Source organism: Nocardia sp. JCM 38205 (assembly GCF_058222935.1).
The window spans coordinates 1-26,985 of the sequence record NZ_JBYHFL010000010.1; the positions used below are offsets into that span (position 1 = coordinate 1).

Below are 26,985 nucleotides of genomic sequence, written 5' to 3' on the forward strand. Positions count from 1 at the left end.
TCACCCGCTCCCTCGGACGCCCACTCCCCGACGACGCCACCTCACACGCCACCGAATTCACCCTCGACGGCCGCGGCTACATCCTCATCGCCACCGACGGCATCTGGCACGACACCTACCAAGCCGACGCCCTCACCGCCATCGTCCGCCAAGCACATGAGCAGACACCCGGCGACCACCACACCATCGCCGCCGCCCTCAACGAACACGCCCACACCACCGGCACGCACGACAACATGACCGACCTCCTCATCTGGGTCGACACCACGCCATCACCAACCAACCACACCCCGTCCGACCCACGACTGACCTTCCGCCGCCCCGAGGACAACGCCACCACCCCGGACCGGCCGGCATCCGGCGGCGCCGACCGAAGCCCCGGCCCAACCGTCGCCTTCCACGACACCGTGGATCCCCTTGCGCCCGAACGCCGCAGCCGCAAACGCCACCTGGAGGTCCCCGGCGCCCTCGGACTCGACCCCTCCGTGCTGAACCACCACCACCCCGACGGAAGGGAATGGGGCGACCCGACCCTCGACAATCGCGCATCTTCAACCGGCCCACGGATCGAGTCCAACGCGACGACGCCGTGGGCAAGCCGGCCGGACGCCGGGCCGACCGAACCGGTCAAGCCCTCGTTCCCCACATCCTCGGTCCCCGGCCTTCGCAGTGTCATCGCAGGCATCCGACGCGCACTGACCTGGTTCGAAGAGGACAACGAACTGATGTCCCCGCTGTCCGCGGAGAACGAGGCGCACCGCCGACAGGAGATGTTCCTGTTGCGAGCGCTGGCGGCGGACGCGGCAGCGGGCGGAATCGTCGCAGAACTCTTGGGCCCGCATTCGCCGCCCGGCGGCAAGGCCTCGTCACACCCGATCTTCCGTCTTATCCAGGCTGTGCATCATCGCGCGCTTTCCGGCCTCGAACCCGGCGTGGCGCGTTGGCATACGGTCATGGGTGGACAACCGGCGCAGACCGACGCCGAGCTCCGGACAATGGCGGAAGATGTCCTCCAGGCCATCCGCGACAACGCTTCGGAATTGGCGCCGTTCCTGCTCCGCGGCACCCAGATCAACGATCCCGCCCGAGCACGATTGTTGTTGCCGGTGGAGATTCTCGCGGCCCGCACCACCGGGCTGCCCTTGCGTGTGTTGTCGATCGGCGCGTGCGGAATGCTGGATGCGCGGGCGCACCTCTATCGATACCGCTTCGCGGATGCCGAATACGGAAATCCCGAGGCCGCGACCGTCATCGACGATCGATGGTCCGCGCGGCCCGATCAGGTGAACCAGGTCCGCGACCTGCTCGACGTGTGGCCGCGCGTGATCGAGGTCGCTGGCGCCGACCTCGATCCACTCCAAGCGGACAATATCGAGGACCAACGTCGTCTAGCCGCCGGGTTCGTCGGCACCGACAACGACGCCGTGCGACGGATCCAGACCTCGTTCATCGACGCCCAGCGCGCCGGCGATATGCCGATCGACCAGGAAAGCGCGCTCACCTGGCTGCCCCGCAGGCTCACCGAGGACAGGACCGGCAGCGCCACCATTGTCTGGGATTCGATGCTGCGCAGGTATCTGACGCCTGAGCAGAACGCCGAACTCGACGCCGTCATCGCGCGGGCGGGCGCAACGGCCACCGCGCAAGATCCGCTGGTCTATGCCAGGTACGAAATGATCGACGGCACAGAGGCATTGACGGTCCGCCTGTATTCCGGCGACGACATACGCGAGTTCGTCTTGCCGACCGAGCTGCCGAACCGCTCGCCGGGTATCGATATCGGAGACTTCTTCACCGCCGCTGGCCTATTGCCCGCAGGGAAAACAACGGTGGCCGCACCTGCCGCCGATGACCGAGCGCCCGAAACCCCAGGCCCAACCGTCACCTCCCACGAGCCGCTGGCGGCTCCAACCGATCCGGGCAACTCCGGGAAAAACCACCACACAAGTGCCTCTCCTGCCCAGGAAACCAATCATCCGGGAGTCATGCGGCCGCCCGGCCCGTTCGACCCCGGTGCGGTCACCGCCTTCAACCCCGACAGCGACGGGCGCGACCACGCTCGCGGACGCCAACCGGAGCCCAGTCCTACCCCACCTGCCCGTGGCCTGGAGCCGGACCCGAACCCGGCCCCGCAACTGGACCCGGCCCCGCAGCCCCACCCGGAAGCGAATCCCGATCCACGGATCAACGAACCGCCGGCGGACCCACCGGCCGTCCTCGAGCCCTCCACTCCGAAACCCGCCTCCACCGTCGAACCGGCAGTGGTGAACGCACCTATCACCTCACTGCCCCAACTGATCCGCGCCGACCGCAACGTCGGTATACGGCTGGGCTCGGAGTTCCTCAACACCACCGGCGCCGCGATCATGGGAGCGACGCTGGACCTGTGGCTGATGGAAAAGGCCGGCCCAGGTGTGGCGGGCGCGGTTGCCGGGGTGGTCAACGTGCCGAACTTTGTGCTCTCACCGTTCTCGGGGTACCTGGCCGATTATGTCTCGCCGAAAAAGATCATGTGGGTCAGCGCTATCGGTGGGGCTGGAACCGCAGCGATCGCGACGGTCGCGCTGGCCAGCGGCACACCGTATGCCGTTCCCATCCTGATCGGATCGACATTCGTCGAATTGGGCCTCGCCAACCTTTATGCGAGTAGTTCCGCCAAGGTCCTCAAGGTCATGGCGCGCGACGCCCAAACAGGACTGACGCGCTTCTACAGCATCAACCAGAACGCTCCTCGCGTCATTGGGCGAGGTCTCGGGCCGGTCATCGTGGCCGCGGGCCCTTGGCTGGCACCGCTGTTCAACCTCGGGACGAATGTCATCAATCTGGCGACGATGTCAGGCATCCCTGATATCCCGAGTAAGACGCGGGAAAACAGCGACGGGGAGGTACGGCCGTTCCGAACCGAGCTGCGCGATTCGATGGTCGAGGCATTTCACACGATCTACGACCACCCCCTCATGCGCAGCATCAACAACGCCCACAGCATCAACAATTTCTTGCTGGGAGCGCAAGGGATCCAGTTCACGTCGATGCTCGTGAACTCGGATCTGTCGCCCGGACATCAAGGGCTCGTCGCCACTCTGGTACCGACCGGGGCGGTCCTCGGAAACTTCATCCCGAAGAAGTGGCTGCACAATGTCCGGATCAAAACCCTGATCGCCGCCAGAACGGCGGGTTTGGCCGGAACAGCCGCCGTGGTAGCAAGCACATCCGACCCTCTGATCGCCTCTGCGGCCTTTGCCGGCGGGTGGGCTGTGATCGGATCGGTCGGGATACCGATCGGGACCTATACCCGAAAAAAGACTCCGACCAGTGTCTTCGGTCAGGCACAAGCCATCCGCACTATGACGATGAGCGGTTCGGTCGCACTCGGGGGTATGGCCAGCGGTGGCGCGCTCGCACTCTTGGGGCAGGGCGCGTCCGCGACTACTCTCGCCGCAGGAGCCGGAACCCTCGCCACCTGGGGCATTCTGAAGCGGCTCTTCGGACGCGACAAAGCCCGCCCGTTGCTGGACTGTATCAATCAAACCGCCAAAGCCACGTGGGCGCTCGGTCTCGACGACGGGGTGCAACCGAAACGGGGGCAGAGGAACCCGGAACACCTTGCCAAAGCCATCGCCACACAGCTCGTAGAGCTCCCCCACGGCACCGACCCCAAGGCAGCCGTATCCGCCTACCTGGACAAGGTCGCGGATCCCGCCAACCCTGTCGACACCACAGTAATCCTCTACCGATACCGAGGAAAGAAAGGCATGCACTCCTCGGTCGCCACCAACATCGGCCAGAACACACTGCTCATATTCGACACAAACATCAAAGATCCCGGCGAGAACGATCCCGACGATCCCGATCGTATTCCGCGCGCCCGCATCCGAACGACGATCGAAGAACGCACCAGTGCGGACGAAGAAGAAAAAGTAGAACACGAAGAGTACGAACTGCCGTACGCGGACGATATCGCAGAGATCTATATAGGCGAGCTCACCGCCGACGCCGTCGCCAACCTCGCCGCCCTGCACCCGCACCGGCCCGAGGAACCGGGCCCGCCGAAAAAGGGCAAAATCACCGGGCCGCCCGCTCATGACGACAACGATTCCGATGATGCCCGGCATGAACCGCTGGAGCGAGACGAGCTGGTCCGTCAACGCCGACAGGCCAGCGAGATTCGCGATGACGCGGCCGCGTTCTACGGCATCGACCCGACCGAACTGGAAGTCGATCCAGCCCAGCCGAATCGCGGCGCACCACGCCTCGAACACATTCGCCAGGAACGCAACGCGATAGTCGACATCCTCGTCGAACACGGCGAGCGCGCCGACGAGCTGGATGCCGACCGCCTCGAGGCGCTATCGATGGGGTCGCACCCCGAGATTGCCGCGCTCGCCGGCGAACTGCTGGAGATCGGCACCCTGGTGGATAACGCCGATGCCGTCAACCGGCTCGACGCCGAGATCCGCGCCCTCGACGAGCAACCGCCCGTTCTACATGGCACGATCGTGCCCGACGACGATGGCGCAGCGTCCGCCGAACAGCCCGCTTCCGCTCGAGCGACAGACCAGGCCTTCGAATACCGACCGTCGATGACCGACAAGGACTTCGCGCAGCTGCCGACCGCGCAACAGCACGAAGTCGCGCTCGCGGAATTGTCCGGGACGGCCGTGCTGTTCGACAGCCGCGAGCAAGCCATCGATTACGCCCGGCAGCATTTCACGGCGACCTTCTCCGAACCGGTTCGTGAATCCTTCGCCTGGATTCGTGGCCCGGTGACGGCGAGCCCACTCGGATACGACGCCGCCAACGGCTACCTGACCAGTCCCCCGGAACAACGCTCCCCCACCGACGACGCGGCCGAGCACGTCCGCCGGGTGGACGAGTTCATGGACCGCCACCGCACCGATCGTGACTTGTTCGTGAACGTCCCGCTGTTGTCCGATGGGGTTATCGGTACTTCCTGGCATCCCGGGTACAGCACCGCCGAATTCGGCCATCACCCTTCGCCGCGTTTCGACTTCGTCGATGTGGGAATTTTCCTGGCGCCCAAAGGCACCCGTCTGTCCTGGGTGGAAAGTGTCACCGGCATCCCGGAAGCCGTGCGCGGCCGAGGGATCACCCAGGTCGTCACCAGAGTGGTCCATGACGGCGACCAGATCTTCGAGTACGGCTACTTCCTGCCGGACGCCGATGCGACTGCCGGCCCGCAGCAACTGACCCGAGGCCCCGAAGCTCCGAACCGCACCGTCGGCACCACCCCTTTACCCGGCCCCCAGGTCAGCTACCAACCGGAAGCCGTGTTCGGCCGGGAACGCCCCATCCAACCGACCACACCCGGACGGCGACTCGGACCCGATGGCCGTAACCCCGCGGTCTTCAACCGCTTCAATACCTTCCCCAACCCGGAGCCGCGGGCCGAGAGCGCGAACACCGAACAAGCAGACGACAGTCCGCCCGTGCGCGTGCCCCGCATCGTCTCGGTGGACCGCGACGAGCTCACGGATATGTTCACCGCGTACGGCAACGACAATTCCAGTGAACTCACCTGGACCGGCGCGGACAGCACGTTCTCGGTGGAACTGCCCGACGGGCGCACACTGTGGATATTCTCCGATACTTTCCTCGGCACGGTGAACCCCGACGGTTCCCGCTCCAACGTGCGTCAACACGGCGGCCAGACGCCGTTCGTCCGCAACAGCCTGGTGATCCAGGACGGCGAGCGGTTCACGACCATCTACGGTGGCACCGCGGACGAGCCGTTGGCGGTGCTGGAGCCGCCCACCGACAACGGCCCCGCCGTCTACTGGGCAGGCGACGCCGTGGTCGCCGGTGAGTTCGTGGAGATCGCCTATCGGCGCTACCGGCCGAGCGAGCTGCGCGGCGACAAGAGAGCCGACGGGCTGGTGATCGCGCGGTTCGACTCCGCAGACCCGGCAGAACCCATCGATGTCACTGTGCGGGAATCGTCTTGGGGCGTGTCCTGGGGGTCGGCACTCGCCCGTGCGGACGGTTACACCTACATTTACGGCGCGCACGACCATGGCGGAGGCCGGCGTTCCCTGCGTATCGCGCGCGTCGCGGGTGAGAGCCTGCGGGGAGATTGGGAGTACTACACAGGCGACGGCGGGTGGAGCGTCGACGAGCGTGCCGCAGTGGATCTGATGATGGGGGTAGCCAACGAGTTCAGCGTCGTCCCATTCGCTGACCGCTACCTGCTCGTCACCAATGACGCGACCCAGATCTACAGTGCGGACATCGTCGCCTACGCCGCGCCGACGCCGGTCGGGCCGTTCGCCGACAAAACCGTCCTCTACACCACACCCGAGACCGGCCTATACGGAACATACGGCGACGCAGGCGTTTACACCTACAATGCGCTCGCGCATCCACATCTGGATCGTGGCCCGGGCGGGCTCGTCGTGTCGTACAACGTCAACTGGGCGGTGCCCGCCGACTGGCCCGCGGGACGTCGGCCCGAACTGGTTCTCGACGACGCCAGCCTCTACCGCCCCCGCTTCCTGACCGTCCGCTTCGACACCAGTCCCGACGCCCCGCCCGATCAGCCCGATCCCCGCCAAACCCCAGACGCGGGCCGACGTGGCCAGCCTGGCGGCGGCACCGCACCGACTCCCGGGCCGGAAGTCGCCCACCTGTCCGAACCCGCACCACCGGTCATGGAACCCTTCGAGGATCACCACCCGGAACAGCCGACGAGTTCGGCTGAAGCGCATGCGAGTTCGGTGGTGGTCGACCGGCACCTTGGGTCGTTGGGGATGACGGACCCGGCGCTGGCGGGGTCGGCGGGGCTGGTCACCGCCATCGAATCTGCTGACGGGGCAGGTTCACTCACCTTGCGCGCGGTGGAAGCAACAGAGGCTAATCACAACCGGATCGCGGACGAGATCAGTGGAGGCGCCGACGCCGATTACGCCCGGATCGTGCGGATCGACACAACCGATGGCCCCGTGGAATTGGCCGTGCGATATCGCGTGCACGACGGCACGGTCGCCGTCTACCTCATCTACGACTCATTTCCCCTGATGAGCGCGGAGTTCGTTCGGGTGCGGAACATGATCGACGACGCGATGATGGCGCGGTTCACTGGGGAGACCATCACCGTCTACGAGTCCTACGATCAACGCGACCCGGGCCGCTGGCGGAAACGGCAGATCGGTCCCGACAAAACCGGGCCGGGACCCGCGACCGACGATCCCACCCCACCAGCGTCTCGGACCGAGCAGCAGCCGGCGAGTGGTGAATCGACACCGACCGGTCCCGATGAGCGGGTTCCGGCTCCTGACTTCGGCGCTACCGGGGACCCGGTGGAAGAGCTGATGGTGCTGGCACAGCAGGATCCGCAGGGTGCGGAAGCGCACCGACGGTATCTGCGGGAGTATCTGTCGGCCGCTGTGGAGCGGGAGGCGCTCGCGGAATCGTTGACCGAGTTGTACACGGCGATTCCGCCCGACCTCGAGTTCGAGCTGGACACGGCCGCGGATGTGGAGCCGGCGGTGCGGGACTTGGTGGCGGCAGGGCTTCCCGCCGACTGGGTGGCAGAGTTCGGAGACGTCGCCGACCGGTATTTCGCGGCGAGGGAAGCCGCGATGCAGGCGTGGGCGATGTTCGCGCCGGGGGCGCCCCGGACCGTGCCCGCGGGTACGAGGGCGACGAACCGGAGCTGTCTGGCGCGAACCGCGGAGGCGATCAACGCGACCTACCACGACGTGCGCGAGGGCCCGGCGGTGGCGGCGCCCGCGGAACTGGTGGCCGACGGCGCTGAGATATCGGTGTTCTCGTTCTTGGCGCGCGGCCGCGATATCCCGCTCGACAGTGTGGCCGATGTGGTGCATCTCCTCGGCGGGGCCGAGAGTTCGGGCCGTGCGGCCGGGGTGGGTTTCTATCTCGACACCGGTGCGGCGCACATGGTTCAGGTGCTGAACCATGCGGGCGTGTTGGTGATGGTGGATCTGACGGAGTTGGGACGCGATCCGTCGCTGACCGCGGGACCGGAAATGGACGCCATGGTCCGGATTTTCGATCCGGTCGAGATCCTTCCCGGGGTGGGAGCGGAGCGCATCACCGAGGTGCGGGTCGTGGAGTTCACCGCCGAGGGGCAGCCGGCGCTCCCGGTCCGGATGGATCTGGACGACCGCACGCCCGAACTGCTCCAGGCGGACTACGACCGCTCCCATGACGCCGGATTCGTGCGGGCCGTGGTTCGGGCCACCGGCCTGGACCCGGTGGCAGACGGAGCGGATCCGGTGGTCGTGGCGAGACGGTTGGTGGACCCGGCCGCGGTCCCGGACGCACGGCAGCACCACATCGCGACAGCGCTCGAGATGCACGCCTTGGGCAACGCCGTGATCAGAGTGTTCGACGAGGGCGCGGCGCCGGACAGATTGGCAGAACTGGCTCTGCGAATGGGTATCAGCCCGGACGAGCCGACTCGGCAAGGCTGGCGCGCGGCGATCAACCGCGCACAGGAAGGTCTCGTGCGTGCGGCCGAGGAGCTGAGCGGGAGCCGAGACGCGACGCACGACACCAGGGCGCGAGCCGGGCGAGCCGATCCTGCCGGTTCCCCGAACTGGCAGCGGATGTCGGTGCGGTCCGATCCTCCCCGCGAGCTGGTCGAGCTGTGGATGCGGTGGCACGACGACCGGGAGTTCGCCGCACATGCCGAACTCGAGCGCCGCTTTCCCGCCGAGAACCACACCTTGGCCCGCCAACTCGCCCTGATCGCCCGCCAGATACGGGACCTCGCCGCCCAACACTCCGTCGACCCGGATCAACTTCGTGCCACGATGCGGTCCGAGCTGCGGAGGTTGCTCGCGGACAAGGATGTGGCCATCCGCATCACGTCCGACGCATTGGTCGCAGTGTTGAGTACCGGACGTTTTCTCACGTTGTTCGATGCCACAGGCGTGAAAGGCACCGAGGCGCAGAGCAGACTCGACTGGCGCACAACGCATCACTGGGCATGGTTCGGGTACGACCCCGAACAGTTCCCGAGAGAACAAAGGCCCGTCTACGGATATGTGCGGATCGACGGCGAGCGCCCCGCAGGCGATCGGCGTGATGACTTCCTTGGCAGGTTCGGTGACATTCAGGTCGTCCTGAAGCGAGACGTGGTACCACGAACCACCGTGTGCGTAGGAGATTCCGTCGAGGCGTGGACCGAGACGATCCCTTCACCGATGCTGGATCCGCGGCCGGAGTCCTACGGTGTCCGTACCCGTGAACTCTCGAATGAGCTGCTGGCGGTGATGAATCGCCCAGTCGGCGACCGGCACCCGTTGAATGTCACCGATCGGCAGTACCTGTCTCCGGAGTTCCGGCGGCGAGCATACGTGGAAGCGCAGATTCACGGTGGGGTGACCGTTTCCGACATCGACCATGTAATCCTGCCCGACACACCGGATGCCGAGTTGTCACTCGCCCTGGACCAGGCGGGCGTGCCGTGGACGGTGCTGAGGCCCGAGGACGCGGCGCCGTCGGGATCCGGTGTGCGGCGCGCGCCTGCGAACGAACTCGGCACCGGCATGGTCGACGAGGACCCGGTTCCCGACCCGACGCCCGCCGACCTCGACACCGAGCCCGCGCAGCCCCTGTCCGGGGAACCAACGATCCCCGAGGCCTTTGATGCGCGACGCGCACTGGCCGATGTGGTGGGCGTCGAACCAGGTGTAGTGACGCACGGGCGCGTGCGGGAGGCCTTGCGCACTGTTTCCATGGAGCTTCGGTTGTTCACCGATGCCGACTGGGCGCGCGCTGTCTCGACGGGCGACCTGGCCCGGATCCGGGAGTGGTTCGGTGATTCGATTGCCTTGCAGCACACGATCGCCGAGTCGACCGCGAACCAGGCCGGTGCGGAGATACCCGGCACAGTTACCGAACGCGCGCGACCGGTGGAGGCACTCAACCGGGAGCTGGCGGCGCTGCTCGGTCTGTCCGGTTTGCGACGCGAACTCGTCTCCGACTGGGGGACGGACGCGCTGGCCGAGCTGCGCGCCGTTCATGAAAGGGCGGGGCAGCCCGCAGACTTCGCTCGGTTCCTGACCGCCCTCGAACAGTTCCTCGCCATCGATCCGGGCCGATTCGTCGTCGCCAGAAACCCCGAACTACCGGACCTCTCCGGCGTCGACCGCAGCCGCCCGGTCACCCAGAAAACCATCGCCGGGCTGACCAGGAAATCGCAGAGCACTGTATCGCTGGCGCTGCGCGGGCTCCCCGGGCCGAGCGCGGCGGACGCCGAGTTGATCCGGCGGGTGGCCGAAGAACTCGGTTACCCGATGGCACAACCCCCTGCCGCGCGGACAGGCGACGATGCCGCTGCCACCACGACCTTCGATCGGCAGCAGCCGTGGCTCGGCTTCCATCACCCGCACGACCGCCCACACGACGGATGGGACGGGGGCGCCGCTACGACGCCCGCGCGGTCGGGTTCCGGGCCCGCCACGCCGGACCAGCCACCGGTCGAGCCGACGCAACCGGAGGCGACGTACGGAACCGAATCGGTGGTGTTCGCCGACGACCCGGCCTTGGACGAGCGGCCGGTCGGCCAGGCCTGGGTCCGCGTCCTCGAAATCGGGCAGATCAGTTCCGCGGATGATGTCGGTGAGCAGGTTCTCGGGCTGCTCGGCGACATGTTCGACGGTGGCACAACCTGGCCGGGTCAGCGCGGCGAACTGTTGTGGCTGCTGATCGACGAGATCACGAGCATCGTCGTCAGCCACCCGGAGGCCGAGGGCCTCATGGTGGTGACCTGGTTGTCCGAAAAGACAGGTGCCGAGGCAGTCGCCCTGGAGACCCGTGTGCGGGGCACCGGCAGCACAGGTCTACGCCTTACCCGGATGTATTCCGACGCCCACGGAATCGAGTACCACCCCGATGGATATACCGCGTGGATGGTGCTCAGCGATGGGACCGACGCGGCCGGGCACCTCGTCGCCGCGCTGTCCGATCGTGAACCGCAGACGTCGCATCCGACCGCGGACGAGAGCGACGACCCGATTCTGGCAGAACTGCCCGACGAACTCGCGGTCGCGGCACACCGCGCCGCAGACCGACTGGCGGCGGCCCTGGGCCGGTCCCACGCCGACCTTTCGGTAGCAATGCTCGGCGCCGAGCCTGATCAGGTCCTCTACCTGGCCACCGTGCCCTGGCAAGACGATCCCGCTCGCACAGGTGGCATCCCGGACGAGGGCGATGACGACGCTTTCATACCGATGAACGACGACCCGGAGCGGGCACGACCGACATCAGCGCGCCTCTCGCCCGAGGACCCGGATCTGTCCGCACGTCTGCAGGCGACGATCGGTGGCGCGGCACCGGCGTGGCCGGAGTTCACCCGCTCGGAAGTCGCCAACACCGTCCAGGAGATCCTGGCCCACGTCCCGGCGCGCGCCACTGTGACGGCCGAACCACGCGGCGAGCTTGGTGTGCGGGTAACGGTCGAATACGCCACCCGACGCGACGTTCCGCCAGAACTCACCGCGGCGTTGGAACTGGGAACGACCGGGTGGTCGATCGATTCGACACCCACGCATCGGCGCGTCGTGGGCGATTTCCGGCGAGTGGACCACGCGCTGATCACAGCTCCCGCCCGATCCGCTGCCGATGACCCCGTGTTGGATTCTCGAACGCTGGATATCCTCCCGCAACGTCGCACCGTCTTGGCTGCCCGCGACCTGGCGCGCGATCTACTGACGGGCCGCGCCGGTCATCAGGATGCGGTCGAGGCAATGAATCTGGCTCAGAACCTCGCGCAGAATGCCGTATACAGCCGGCAGGAGAACTCGGTGTTCGCCGCGGAAATCACCCGATCCGGGTTGATGACCATGGCGATCGTCCGTGATCACCCGGGCGTCGGCAGGCTGAGCTCCCACGAGGTGGTCTATCGGCCCTCGAGCTCACCGGAACCCGACATCCGGCTCACCCACGAGGTGGATATCGATACCGTCATCGCTGAGGCCCGGCGACTGGCGCGCAAGGAAATGGCGCAGCATGCGTGGGATGACCCCGAGCAACTCGCCGCCGCCGAAACCGTGGTGGCACACCGGCTCACCGCTTTTGCGGCCCGACCGGGATCCGGTGGGCCCTGGCGGTTGACGGCCGAGATGTCCGGGCCGCCGGGCGGCAAAGTCCTGACGCTCACCGCGAAGGGCAGGCACGACACAGAGCGGGTCGTCGAGCTGTTCCAACGCACGGCCACGTGGGCGCCTCATTCACCCGCGGCGCTCGAGTTCTATCGCAATAGCTGGCTTGTCGACCTGCACTGGGGCATCGGCGCAGACCCAGCGGCGAATGCCAGCGATCTATTCGACGGCGACGACGCCTTGGTGCGCGCCGAGCATCGGTTCTCCGCAACCGATGGCCCGATGGAGGTACTCGCGCAACCCGCGATGATCGTCGACCGCCTTTTCGAAGGCATACCCGCCGACCAGATCCGGAGCGATGCTCGCCAAGCCGCGACTTCGTTGGCGATCGGGCTCACCGAGAAGCTGATAGCAGACGGCGGTGGCGAGGCACTGATCACCGGCATGGTGACGATGGGCATGTACGGGCTGGAATTCCGGGTGGCGCTGGCCGACCGCCACTCGGTGGAAAGCAGCGGCGGGCACACCCGGAATCTCTGGGCCGCATATTCGCCGACGCGTTCGGGCAGCGAACCATTGCATGGCGGCACGGTCACCTGGGCGGCACTGGATTTGCGGCCCCATTTCGCCGGCGACCTCGGACCGAGCACAACCGGTTCCGCCGGCGACACGCTCAGCCCGGGAACACCCGATGCGGGCTCGGCCGCCCCGACCGACCTCGTCGACGCCATCGCCGCGGTCCTCGGTGAAGAACAGCCCGCCTCCCGAGACGGCGAGGCGGCGCTCATGCCGGCGCTGCGCCCCGCCGACGACGTCCTCGCCGACATCGACGCGCTGGCGCCCGCGCCCGAGTCGGAGACCGCGCCGGCCGGAGACGAGTCTTCCCCTGGCGTGCAGCGGCGTTCGATGGCCGACGTTCTCGCCGACATCGATAACATTGCGCCCCCGCCCGACTCGGGCATTGCGGACCCTGATCCGGCGCCGGCCGATCCGACGACGGCGACCAACCCGTGGGCCCGCCGTTCTCCAGGTGCCGCGCCCGCCCCGTGGGATGGACACAGCCCATCTGGTCACTCTTCCACTCCGTGGCAACGGACCCACGGGCGCGGCGAGAACCCCGGCCCAGAATTCAACCCTTTCACCGCCGAACGCCATCGGCTCGTCGGTCAGGACAGGCCTTTCTCGGAAACCGGCGCGAACCCGGCGATCGTCAACCGCTTCAACGCATTTCCCGATCCCAGCGGCTGGCGCCCGTCCCGCCCGGACCCGGTCCCGTTGCCCACACCCGCCGATCACGAGCTGGCACGGCAGGCATTGCACAAGGCCGCTCCCGATGCGACCGCAGCCTGGGTGACCCGCCCGGACGACGTTCGCAGCCGTCGGACCGCCGCGTGGGAGATCGCCCGATGGTGGGGGCGGTTGACCGTCGACGAGCAGCACGCGATGGTCACGGTGTATCCGCTCGAGATGAGCGCGCGAGATGTGTTTCCCAGGGAGGTCTCCGCCGCGGCGGGCGAACGTTCGTTGAAACTGCTGGTGCAGAGCCTGACCTCGCTGCCGGAATCGGCCCTCGGCGAAACCGAGCGCCTGCAGCTGGCGTACGCCGAGCGTTTGTGGGCCGGGCTGGTCGAAGCCGAGCGCCGCGCCGAGCCCGGATACGAGGTCCTGCTGCTGTCGTTCGACCCGACGACGCTGGTGAGCCGGGTCGCGCTGGCAGGCACGGGGAACGGTCCGATCTGGCACCTACGGGTCGGCCCGGACGACACGTCCTGGGTGGACCAGCTGTTGCGTCCGGGCCCGGGCGAGCAGGCATTCGCGGTTCATCCTGGTCGCCGGACCGGGCACCTGCGCTTCGAGGTGAACGTGGGTCCGGTCGGCACGGCAGCCCCGCGCCTCACCGGTGCCGACGCCGACCATGCCGCCGCGCACGCGGGTAATGCGACCGCCGAGTGGCTGTTGCGGCGCGGCTGGCGCAGCGCCGAGCAGCTCGCGACCGTTCGGACGGCGATCGCCGAGCTGGCCCGGCAGTCACTGGCGGCCAGTAGTGGACAGGTCACGATCAGCGCGCACACCATCGGCACGACCGTGGGGCAACGCAGCGTCACCATCGAGGTGATCGACAACAACCCCGCGGCATCGCGCCCCTCCGATCCGGAGGCCGAGTACCGGGCGGATGACGCCGGAGTCGTCGTCGTCGACAACCGCAGATCGACTTGGCTCCACTTCGAGGAATCGATGATCTTCCGGCTGCTCCCGGAGGGGATCGCGGCCGAGGAACTGCTCGATGAAACAACCGTGGCACTACTCGGTGGTGACGACCCCGGGTTCAAGGCCGGGCGAATCGCATTGCATCGGCTGGGATTCTCCGCAACGGACGCACCCGGTTTCGAGGCCTCGCAGCGACCCGACTATCCGCAGCCGTTGCCGTGGCCGCCGGGCATGGTCGGGGCTGTCACCATGCCGCAGATGATGATGCCCGCCAACTACGCGGCGGCAGCCGTGGCGCGCACCGAGGACTATCGCGCGATCGGCATCGGCGTCTCGGAGAACAAGCCCCTACGGCACGGCCGGGACGTGCTCGAGCCGAGTCCCTTCGCCGACGCCGAGGAATGGGCGTGGATACGGCAGTTCGGCGATGAGAGCCTCGTCCGCGACGGGGTCCACCTGGACCGGCTGCTGCGGGCGATCAAAGATGCGGTCGGCGAGGCCCTCGAGCCGCTGCTCCCGGAACCCCTGCGAAGCGAACGCCTCATCCACGTCACCGTCGATTGGAACGACCGAACCTTCCGGGCACAGCTGCCTCGGGGCGAGAGCCTGACCTTCTTCGGTGCGACGGTGCAGACGATCGATGGCGGATGGTTCGCCCGCGACGGCATCGTGCTCGCAGTGGCCACTGTGCCCGAACATGGCGAACCTTCGACACCGCCGATCGCCTCCGAGTCAGCAGCACCGGGCGCGCGCCCCGACTCGCCGTCGTCGAGCCCGTGGAAACGCCACGGCGGCGCCGCGCCGGCGGCCGAGAACCCCACCGAGACAGACCATTCCGGGAAACCGATGTCGGGGCAGCCGACGGTCCGTCCGGAGGAGCTCGGCCGGGCGCGGGCGGAATTGGCAGGCAACCTCGGCGTGGACGCGGCTATGCTGGCCGAACGTCACCCGCTCGTGCGGGCCCTGGAGCTGATCGGGAGCGGGTGGGTCGAGCAGATTCGGCACACGACACCCTCCGGACTGCGCGCGGAGGAGATACCGCTGTGGATCGGCCGTCAGATCACCGCGGACGTCGCGCTCCGAGCCACAGAACCGTACTCGGAAGCACATCGGCTGGCGATGATCGACCAGCAATCGCTCGGCAACGAGTTGCCGATGTTGCTCGGACTGCCGAGGAACGCTGCATGGCCGATGACAAACCCCGCCGAGGACCCGCTGACGGGATTGCGTTCACTGCGCGACATCGCACCTGATCTCGGGCGCCTGGTTACTTCCATCGAGGTATTCCTGGATATGGACCGCCGGGTCGATCTGATCGCGCAGCAGTATCACAGCGCACAAGATGTCGCGGATGCGTTCGCACTCCGGCACGAGTCCATCGCCCTGCGCGGCCTGGATGTTTTCGGCACCAACCAAGCGTTCGTCTTCGCGCAGACACTGCACGAACTGGCGACGCGCCATCCGACCAAGCTGTCGGAAGTCACCATCACCTCCTACCCGGATGCCGACGAGCCCACGATCTACACCTATGCCGGAATAAACGAAGGCGCGGTTTCGGCGTATCGGATCGAATGGGAACTCAATCCGGATGCTGTCGCAGAAATGTCCGCGGAGGTGATTCGTAGCACGGTGATGCGCATGTACGCGCATGCCCTCATCCATGCCGGTCGGTGGCGGGCAGAAGTGCAGGCCGCAGACGAGTTGCGAAGCGACCGGACAGAATCCGGCACCGGCACGATGGACGTGCGTGCCGCTCTTGTCGAATCGTTCGAAATGGTCGAAACAGATAACCCGGAAGCGACCGCCCGCCACCGCAGGTTGCACCGCATCATGGTCGATCAGGCGAATAAATGGGAAGGTAGAACAGAAGCGTCCGTCAACCGGACGATGACAGTCGCCGAGGCGCGCGCCCGGGAGGAGACGCGGGCCCACATTCGCGAGGTGGAGCAGGAGCTCGGCCTCGAACTGACCGGTTTCGATCTGGCAGATGGCACACCTCGCAACGTCGACGAGTTCGCCGCGGAATACCGCTACCATCGTGCACGTTACGGCCCCTTCGGCGTCGTCAGGGCCGGCGTGGAACCCTACGGCCACGATGATCACCTGGGGGAGACCTCGCACACCAGTGACGGTATAACCGTGACTTTCAGCGAGCGATACATGGTCAACGAGGACCTAATCCGATACTTTGTCGAAGACAAGTTCGATCGCGGGCATTTCAGCGGGCCACGCAGCAAGCCGATTCGAATCGCGACGCATGAGTTCGGACACGCCATGCAAATGTATGCACATGGATTCGATGAGACCCCGGAAGCAGCCATCATACAAGCAGATGCCGACTGGTTCATGGTACTGCCCGATTTTGCCGAGAGATATTTAGAACGCCATGCGCCCGAGCACCTTCCGGAATTCAGAGCTCAGCTCGATTCTTCCCCACCGGAAGCAGGAACTATCGCCGAAGATTATGAGTATCCGGATGCTGTAGAGATCACCCAGACCTTCGTCGAACAATACTTCCGAGACAAGCTCGCCGCACATCGGGCAGCGTTCATCGACTTTCTCAACGAATTGGTGAGCAAGTTCAGCGGGTACAGCTTTCACAATTTCCTGGGGAAAAAGACCCTGGCCAATCTCAATCCGCTGGAAGCCTTTCCCGAGGCGCACACGGCGAGCCGATGGCACTCGGCGAACGAGGGCGAGGAGCTCATGGCCGCCTACCTTGCGCGAAGGGTTGCTGCCGAAAACGCTCGCCGGCAGGCCATCACCAGCGATTCCGCCGTGTCCCGCACATCCGACAGTGCTGTCTCCGCTGTCCGGCGCGACCGGCACGGCGCTGGCCCCGGGATTCATGGCGCGGGTGTACCGGACCCCGACGAGCCTTTCGACGGTGGTGGCACGCCGTGGGATCACGGGCGCAGACCCAGACGTGGGCAGCGTTCCGTCGAACGGCTCGCCGAATTCGACCACGACGGCGGCGGCGCTGCTCGCAATGCCGAAAAACGCGCGGACCCGCAGAACGACCCTCGGCCCGACAACCCGCAGTGGACGCCGGAGCAGATGGTAAACGAGCTCCGCAGGCTCCACGGGACGCGAATCGACGGGTTCGAGCTGCTCACGCACGCACAAGCGCTCGCCCTCGTGCGGACGCTGCACGAGCTGCTTCGCCGAAATCCGATCTCTTTCCACGAGATCGAGGTCGCACTCAGCAGCGATGAACAACGCGCCCGGGTCGTCGTCACGCCCGTCATCAAGGGCAGAGAACTCTCCTCGGCGCATATGAAGATCACGTTGCCCGATCTGGAAGGCGAAGACCCTGACGGGTTCATCTACTCGATGAACAACGCGACGATCGATGGCTTCGCGGAGGTCCTGATTCTCGCCGGTAGGTGGCGAGCGATAGCACTAGCGACACCGACACTGCTACGCGCATACCGAGAACACCATGACGATCACACCGACGACGGGTTCACCGAGTGGTTGATCGAACAGTTCGGTCCCGGCATGGTGGACGACGAGGGCAATCTCTATGCGGGCACCGCGGTGAAGTACTCGTTCATCAATATCCACCGAGCCGCCACGACACCTGCGACACCTCGGATCACCCGGGCACATCACATACTTCACGATCTGCTGGTCGACACGGCACGCACCTGGGATTTCAGTATCGACGCCGCGTTGCGGACACCGGGTACGCCGGAGGAAGCGGCGGAGCATCAGCAGAGGCTGGAGAAGATCCGGGAAGCGGAAGCCAGACTCGGGATCGAGTTCACAGGGTTCGACATGGTCGATCTCGGATCCGCGTTCTTCGATGACGTCGTCGCCGAAATCGAGCACCACATCGACGAATTCGGCAGTACCACCGGGCTGGCCCGCATTTCGGTTGTCCCTGTCGCCAACCCGTTCACGTTCGGAAACACGGCACGGCGTCGCAGTGGCGCCACCGAGATGCGGCTCAGCGAGCAATGGGCGCTCAACCGGGCAGAAGCACGTAAGTTCATCAATGAGGCCGTCACCAACCGATTTTTCTCCCGTATTCGCGACGAACCGGTTCGGACGACCGTCGCGCACGAGCTCGGTCACGTCCTGCACTTCTTCATTCAAGAGGTCTTCGACGCACCACCAGGCGAATGGCGGGCCGCCCTCGAGCGCGTGTGGAATGCGCTGATGCCCGAGCTATCCGCACACTTGGCTCCCGGCATTGCGCCCGCCGAAGCGTTCGAAGCGGTCCTCGCTGCCCTTCAACGCATTCTCAGCGGGTACAGCCTGGGCCCGAACGGCCGGATCAACATTCCGGAGGCTATCGCCGAGGCACGCACCGCACACCGGTTCTTCGGCGCCGAAGCCGGGGCGGCACAGCGCATCATCAGTGTCTACATCGAGGGCCTTGTGCACGAGCGGCTCGCGCAGATGGGCGGCCGCGACCGGGCGCCACAGATCGTGTTGTCCGACAGTGATTCGCCGTCCGGATCACTACACACTCCACCCGCGCCCACGGCGTCGGTCCCGTCCGGGCGGCGCCCCCTGCGCGATGCCGATGTGGAGCCTCGGACCATCGATATCGATCACCCGGTCGACGAGTGGCGCAGCCTGCGGCATCAGCAACGAGAACAGTTCCGCGGGCTCGGCATAGTGCACGCCGACGGCGGTGGTGCGGCGCGGGGCGGGCAGAAGCCGCCCGCCCCTGCCACTGAGCCGGAGGCCTTGCGTGATCTGTTCGGCGATCAGGTGTTCGAACGCGCGAGGGTAGCTGTCGAAAGATTGGCCGCACGCGGTGTCATAGAGCTCGACGCCGCACAACAGCGGGAGCTGGTACAGGAGATCACTGACGCCGGGTTCACCGTTGCCGCACGCGAGTTGCGCGGTACGGGTCCTGAAGCGGCTGGGCAAAAGCTCGCCAATATCGTCGGACGAGCCATCGAAGACCGTGTCCGGCTCGAGCAGATCCGCCGTCGCGCGCTCGACGCGCTTCCGGAATTTCTTCGGTTCGGAAAGTATGGCCGAGAGTTTCGATCACTGGCCCGCGAGATGCTGGGACAACGACTCCGCAGCCTTGCCGAGACGCATCCGGTCCAGTACCGGAGCCTTCTGCAACCGACCGGAGAGCTCGCGGCTATGCACCAATTCCATGCCGCAGTGAACCTCGCGCAGGTACCGGAAAGCATAGTGGAAGCGGAGTCGAAGCGGGCGGCCGCCGAACTCACCCCGCATGAGCTGGCCGCCGCCCTCTCCGCAGCACTGGGAGCAGACGACCTCGCCGCCTGGGCCGCCCAGTACGGCTGGTCCAGCCTCCTGACGATAGCTCTGCGCCGAGCGATCCACGACGGACGATTCGCCGACGGACGGCGACTCACCGGAAGCGGGAAGCTCGCCGAATTCCTGAACATCTCGCCCAGAACCGCAACGCGCGTGTATACCGCGTTGGCCGGCGAAGGCTACCTGGCGCCGAACCAACCGTACGGCCCAATCGTAAAAGGCGAAGACAGCTGGCCCGATCCGCCCGGCCGACTCGACCTCCCCGTACCCCGTGAGCCTGCCCGCCAAGGGCGTACACCCGATGAAGTTCCCGCGTCTCCCCCGACCGGACGGACCGCTACAGCCGCGGGCAGGATCGCCCTGTCTCCCGAAGAGCTGATCGTTGCCCTGACTGGCACGGCGGCGTCGAATGTCCTCGAACAGCACGCGTCACAACGCAACTGGCGGAACGCACTCGCCACCGGCTTGCGTCGCGCGCTACACGCGGGCGACCTCACCCCTGGCCAACTCCTCACACCCGCACCCAAACTCGCCACCCACCTCGGCATCTCGAAAGACACCGTCGCTCGCGCCTACCGCGAACTGGCCGCGGAAGGCTACCTCGAACTCGCCAACCGCGGCACGACCGTAACGGAAGAGACGACCTGGCCGAGAACCCCCGGCACACTCACCCTGACGCCTGCACTCACCCCGGCCGAGGTCGTCGCCGCGCTCTCCGGCGAGGCCTCGCCGGAGAGGCTGATCGACCAGGCCGCCCGCACCACATGGCACACCACCCTCACGACCGCGTTGCGCCGTGCGGTCGACTCCGGCAAGCTCGGACAAGGCCGAAAGCTCCCAGTGGCCAAGGAACTCGCGTCATACCTGCGTGTCTCCGCGACCGTGGTCTCGAACGCCTACCGGACGCTGGTCCGGGAGGGCCACCTGAACTCCACGTTCGGGCAGCGCCTCACCGTCGCGGATATCGCGCCCGCACCCGGCGACGACGTCCCGGCGCACCCATCGGAACAACACACCGTCCCCGAAGTCCCCGCCGGCATCGATGAGGCGGCCACGACGACCTTCGACCAGCAACAGCCTTGGTTGGGCTTTCATCATCCGCACGACCGTCCGAGCGAGGGATGGACCGGCGGTACGGACCGTCCCGATCCGCAGCCGAAAGCGTTGTGGCTGTGGTCCGACCGCGATGTATACGTAGAGATCCGGTCGGCCCTCGACACGGCCGCGCCCGGCTGGCCGGAAGAGCGACGTGACGCGGTGGCCGCGACGCTGGCGGTGGTGGCCGAAGACGCACTGCTGGCCACCACCGACGCCGGTATCAGGGGCGTCGCGCAGCCGCTGCCGGACGATGGCGTACGCGTGGAGATCGAGCACAATGGGGACAACAAGTTGGCGCCCGAGGTGGCACGGGCCCTCGACGAGCGTGCCAGTGTGTGGCGGGCGGAGATGCCACGGGCGCACCGCCGCATCGTCGCCGAATTCCAGCGCGTCGACGACGTGCATCCCGCCGCGCGATCGCGCGCGGACTGGGAGGCACGGTTCGCGCCCTACTTCTTTCCGCCGGACGAGGATCTTCACGACCGGATTATGGAGCTCGACGCCGAACCGGATGCGGTGCGCACCGCCGGTCGGCTGGTGCGGGAGTTCCTGCACGAGCACGGTCTCGGCACCGAACGCGAAGTCAGGGATCTCGCGGCATTGGCCGAGTCGATCGTGCAGATGACCACCGATGCCTGGCGCACGGGCCGGACATTCTCGGTGCAGATCTCGCGCTCCGGTGTCCTGTCCTTGACCATGACCTACGACCGCGGCATCGGACATGCGCCGGGGGTGGTATACGAAATCGTCTACCGACCCTCGACCCGGCCGAACACCGAGGTGAGTGTCGTGCGCCCCGCTCCAGTCGAATCGCGGGGGGACGGTCGCACCGGCGATTTCACGCCGGCCGAGAAGGGCCCTTATGACGGTCCGAATCCGCACGTGCGGGCAGTCCGCCGCTTCTCCGCCGGAACCAACGCGGACCAGGCTTATGGGCGCGTGCTGGAGCTCATCGACCTGACGTTCGCTGATATTTCCCCCGCGGCCGTGCGCGCCGATGCTCGCCCGGCCGCAGCACTGCTTGCTCTGGAACTCGTGCACAATCTCGTGGTCGCGCCAGGGCACGAAGCGCTGCTGACCGGACAGGTCGCCCTCGGCGAGCACGGGCTGGAATTCCATGTGACGCTGGCCGACCGGCAACCTGCTCCGGTGACCGAAGGCGAGTGGCGCGTAGCGGATCTGGTGAGCCAGGGTCAGGCCACCCGCGCCGGGATCGAACCGCGCGACGGCGGCAAGATCACCTGGGCGGCACTGGACTTGCGGCCAGGAGCAGGTGGTCGCGACTTCGGCGCCAACGGCCACGACGATGCTGCCGACCCGCCCACCGAACCCACGGGCGCCCCGCCGACGCCATGGGCCCCGCTGCCACCACCCACCGTGGCACCGTCGCCGTGGCGCCGGGCATCGAATGAGACGGCGAACCCGAGCCCGGACCTGCGCACATCGCCTTCTCAGAAGGACAGCATCAGGCGCACTGCCGGAAAAGGTGCGATGCCTCCGGGAGAACCCGAGATCGCAGCCGCTTTGGATATCGATGAGCGTCGTGCGCGCCTGTCCACGGACTCTGCCGTGCACACCTACCGCCGAAACCCGTGGGTGCTGAACCGTTTCGGGCCCGGCGATGCCGGCGCGAACGATTCTCGAGAAGCGGCGCCTGAGCCGGAACACACCGCGGAACCGCCCGCATCAGACGAGCAGGGAATCCAGTTCGGGCGGATCGCAGTGCACCCGCGCGCAGCGGAATTCGATGTGATCCCAGTGGACCCGGCGATCTACATCGAGGGGATCGCGGATGTGCTCGACTTCCAGATCGTGCATTTCGATTGGCAGGGCCAGGTTCGGGACCCGGATCTCGCGCCGTACACCACTGGGCCCGAAGGAGACTACTTCTTCATCACTGCCGAGGAAATCCGCACCTCGCCCGCGCCGGCGCGGCATCCGATGCTCTACAGCTCGTTCCGCGAGCCCGGCCACTTCCCGATCATCCTCGGCCACTGGTACATATCGGGAGGCCGGGATTTGTCCGTGACCTTCGCGAGCAACTTGTTGACCACCGGATCGGCAATGGTGAAGAACAGCGCGTACGGCCGGTACCTGCTGGCCCATCACTGTGATCCGGCCACGGTGCGGATCTCCGACGTGACCGAGGGCGCGCTCTGGCGCAAAGAGAAACCCGTCGGTGTGCCGACCGTCGCAGAGCTGATCGAGCGCGGCGGCCGGCCGGCCGGGCAGACGACATTCGGTGCGCACGGAATGTTCCGTGGCGGTGTCGACGATTTCTGGGTCGATATCGTGGATCTCGACGCCTCACCGAACCGGTTGTCGATCACCTTCTCGGTGAACATGGTGCTCGGCGAATCCGAGAACATCACATTGGTTCTCACTCATGCCGATGGCAGGGACGCCGCGGCCTACACCCGCGACATCCGCCCGGGCGAAATGCCGAGGCCGGTCGACGTCGCCATCGAAAAGTTCCATGACATCGCGGTCGCGCCGTGGCTGTCCGCATCACAGGCGCACTATTCGGACGCACACGACCAACTCGCGGCAACCGACCAGACGGCCCCGCGGTCCCAGATACCAGAATCACTCACGGATGCGCCGGCAGAAGAGCCCACACCCGCACCGCCAGCGCTGACCGCGGAGTCGAACCCGGTGTTCGCCTCCGTCCTCGACCCCGGCGCCGACCCGGCTTTCGACCGCATGAAAGCCGAGCACTTCCCACCCGTATTCGAATACGCGATCCGGGAGCAGTGGAACGCCATCGAAGCGATCGTCGCCAACCCCGGACCGTGGACGGCCGAGAACACGTTGTGGCCGTTCGTCGAATCGGGGCGCGCGCTGGGCGCGGGGAAGCAGTTGTTCAGCGAGAAGGCGGCGGTGGATCGGGATGCGGCGACCGCGCAGGCCGAGCCGAGGATCGCCGAACTGCAACAGGCACACCAGAATCGCTTGCTGACCGACCCGGCTCTGGCAGCGATCTTCGAGTATCTCCATGAGCATCGCGGCGACCTCGAGCTGACCGAGCGGGAACACGGTTACATAGAGCGCAAGTACCGGGATTTCGTTCGTGCCGGTGCCTACCTGGCCTCGGATCAGGACCGGCGTGAGCTCGCCGAGATCAATTCGGCCTTGTCGGATCTGCGTGCCGCGTACAAGGACAATCAGCAGCGAGCGGTTGACGCGTTCGAATTCCGCGTCGATACCGTCGAACAGCTGGACGGCCTGAACGATGATCAGATCGCGGCCGCCCGCGAACGTGCCGGTGCAACCCCGGGGTACGTGTTGCCCAAGCCTGCCGCCGCCAGTGGGTTCTGGTATCCGTACCTCTTGTATCTGAAAGATCCCGACGTCAGCCGTCGGCTGTATGAGGCAGTGGCTGCCTTGGCGGTCGGCGGCGAATTCGACAATTCGCCGAATGTGATCGCACAAGCGGAAAGGGTGGCTCGACGCGCACAACTGACCGGGTTCGCCAACCACGCCGAGTTCGTCACCTCCGGCGGAATCTTCCGGTCGGTTCAGGAGATCGAGGACATTCTGGGCCAGATCGCCTCCGCGGCGGCCCACGCGGCCAGGGTCGAACTCCCACGCCTCGCCCGAGCCATCGGCGCCACCGAGATCCAGCCCTGGACCAGGTTCCGGGCCATCGACGTCACGCTCGGTTCGCTGGTCGGCATCGACGAGCAGCGGATGCGGGAATACTTCGTGCTCGACCGGGTGCTCGAAGAAGGCGTGTTCGCGCTGGCGGAAGCATTGTTCGAGCTGTCTTTCACCGAGTTGTCCGGCGAAAGCAAGCCACCCGTCTGGCATGCGGACGTTCGAGTATTCGATGTCACCGACATCCGAGGGCACCACGTGACGAAGGTCTATTTCGATCCGTATGCCAGGGAGGGAAAGAACAGCGGCGAGTGGTCCGACCCGATTCGATTGAAGTTCACGGGACAGAATCCGTTGATCGGTGTCCACCTGAACCTGGTGCAGCCGTCGCCCGGTTCCCCGACGCTGATGACCCCGCACGAGGTCAGTGCGCTGTTCCACGAGTTCGGTCACGCGTTGCACTTCAGCTCGAGCGAAGGCACCTTCGAGGCGGCCAATCGGCACCTGGTGTTCGGGTGGCTCGAATTCGTGGCCAAGATGTTCCAGCAGTTCTGGCAGCACCCGGATGTGCTGGCGCGAATCGCGGTGCACCACGATACCGGCCGGTCGATGCCGCCGGAAGAGCTGGCCAGGTTCGAGGAATGGCGGACGGCCTACCGGGGTACCGCCACCATTTTCCGGCTGTCGGGAGCCTATATCGACCTCGCGTGGAGTTCCCTGACTCCGGAGCAGATTCCGCGTGGCGCGGACGCCCGTGCACTCGTCGAGGAATTCGACATCGCGGCTCTCACCAGAGCGGGGATCTACTTTCCCGAGATCGGCCATTTGTACCCGGCGCAGTGGTTCCGGCACCTGTTCGCCGAAATGGGCGGGTTCGGCGTCTACCTCGGTCAATACTCCTCGTATCTGATCAGCGATGTGGCCGCACCGATTGCCTTCCGCCGTCATATCGAACCGGTCCTCAGCCGGCACGGTCTCGGAACGGAGGTCGGAAATACCTTCCGCGAGCTCGTCTTCCGTCATGAGGAGGACAATCTCGCCCAGGCCATGCGTCGCCTGATCGGCACCAACGCCTCCGTCGACCTGTTCCTCGCCGACCAGCGCCTGCTGTGGACCCGCGCGCTGGCACAGCTCGGACCGGACGCAACACCCGAATGGTTGATCACACCCTCCGCCCGCCCTCCGGGCACCTCGCTCGCCGCGTGGTGGCACAACCTGAATGCCGACGAACAAGCGGCAATGATCGAGGCGTTCCCGGACGAGGTGCTGGGAATGGGTATCGACCACGCTCCGGCCACGATCGACGCCGCGACAGCACGGCAGCAGACGCTGCGCGAATATGCGCGGCAAGCACGGCGTCCTACCGAACCGTCCGGCCCCACAGCCCCTCCGGCCGACTCCACTGATCCTGTTCGGCTCGAGCGCCGGGACCTGGACGCCGAAGACATCGACATCCTCGCACTCCTTGCCGACGGCTACTCCTTGGCCGAGACCAGCGCCCAGCTCTACTTGTCGCGAAGCGCGCTGCGTAGCCGACTCGATGCCATCCAGGAAAAACTCGGGACGCACAGTACGATCGGCTCCGTCGTCCAGGCTCGGCAGCAGGGGTTGCTGCGCCTCGGTGAGCATGACCCGGTAACCGCGTCGACGTACCGCGATTTCTCCAGCGATGAGGTCGCAACGCTCGCCCTGCTGGCTGGTGGGCTGTCGAACACCCAGGTCGCCGCGCGGCAACGCATCTCTCGCAGCACCGTCACGGATCGCCTGTCACGCATTTTCGACAAACTCGGTGTGCACGGGCGGATACCAGCGGTACTGGCGGCGTTGGATCGCGGGATCATCCGCATCGCGTCGGCCGATACCCGGTCCGATAACGTCGCACTGCCGCCCAGCACACCTTCCGATGCGAAATCCACACCGGACACCTGGACTCGGCTGACGACCACCGCTCGTCCGGAGATGCCCGGTGAGCCGATGCCGCCGCCACCCAGGCCGGGTCCCCACAGGCCCATCCTCGGTATCGATCGGTCGACCGGGCGCGAGATAGAGATCGACCCGGCCGATGTGCGCACGCTGACCTTGCACAATGCGTACGGGCACGATGATGTGGTGTTCCTGCCGTCGAGCCACGACCCCGAAGACGCATTCGTGGGCTGGGCCGGTCAGCCGCACCGGGACTTCGAGCGCATCCACACGGCATATCTGCTGCCCGGCGACCCGCCGAACCGATACGCCATCGGCACGCCCGAGGCCGCGCCGTGGCAACGGGAAGTACGTGCCACCGGCAAAGAGCCGTTCATCGTGATCACGCACGCCACCGCCGACTTCTACTCGCTCCAGGTTCGGGTCGGTGACGGGTGGCAAGAAGTGTTCGTCGAAGGCGACATGTACGCCCGGCTGCTCACCAATAATGCATCTTTCATGAATTTGATCGCCCAGGACGAATACCGGCCGCTGATCATCGCATCGTGCAGCCCGGCGCAACCCGGTAGCGCGACCGCCCAATTCACTGCCGAGCACCTCATCAACGATGGCGAGATGGACCGGAATATCCACCTCGCCAAATCCGTGCTCATCCTCGCTGTTTCAGGCGACACCTCGATACTGGCGGTAGAGGCCATGATCACCCGATCCGGCGCTCACCAGCCCCTATTCGACAGCTGGTGGGGTTCACCCTGGGCATTCGAACACCGGCCCGACCGCTGAGCCCCAACCGATCAGCCGTGCCCGCGCTCAACGAGTT

At 66.3% G+C, this 26,985-nt stretch carries 1 protein-coding gene; it reads left to right on the top strand.

The window, feature by feature from the left end; genetic code table 11:
• Positions 1-236: 236 nt before the first annotated feature.
• Complete coding sequence (locus AC4HOU_RS26605) at positions 237-26,948, top strand: DUF5005 domain-containing protein (protein ID WP_490725516.1); 26,712 nt, start codon at positions 237-239, stop codon at positions 26,946-26,948.
• Positions 26,949-26,985 lie beyond the last annotated feature (37 nt).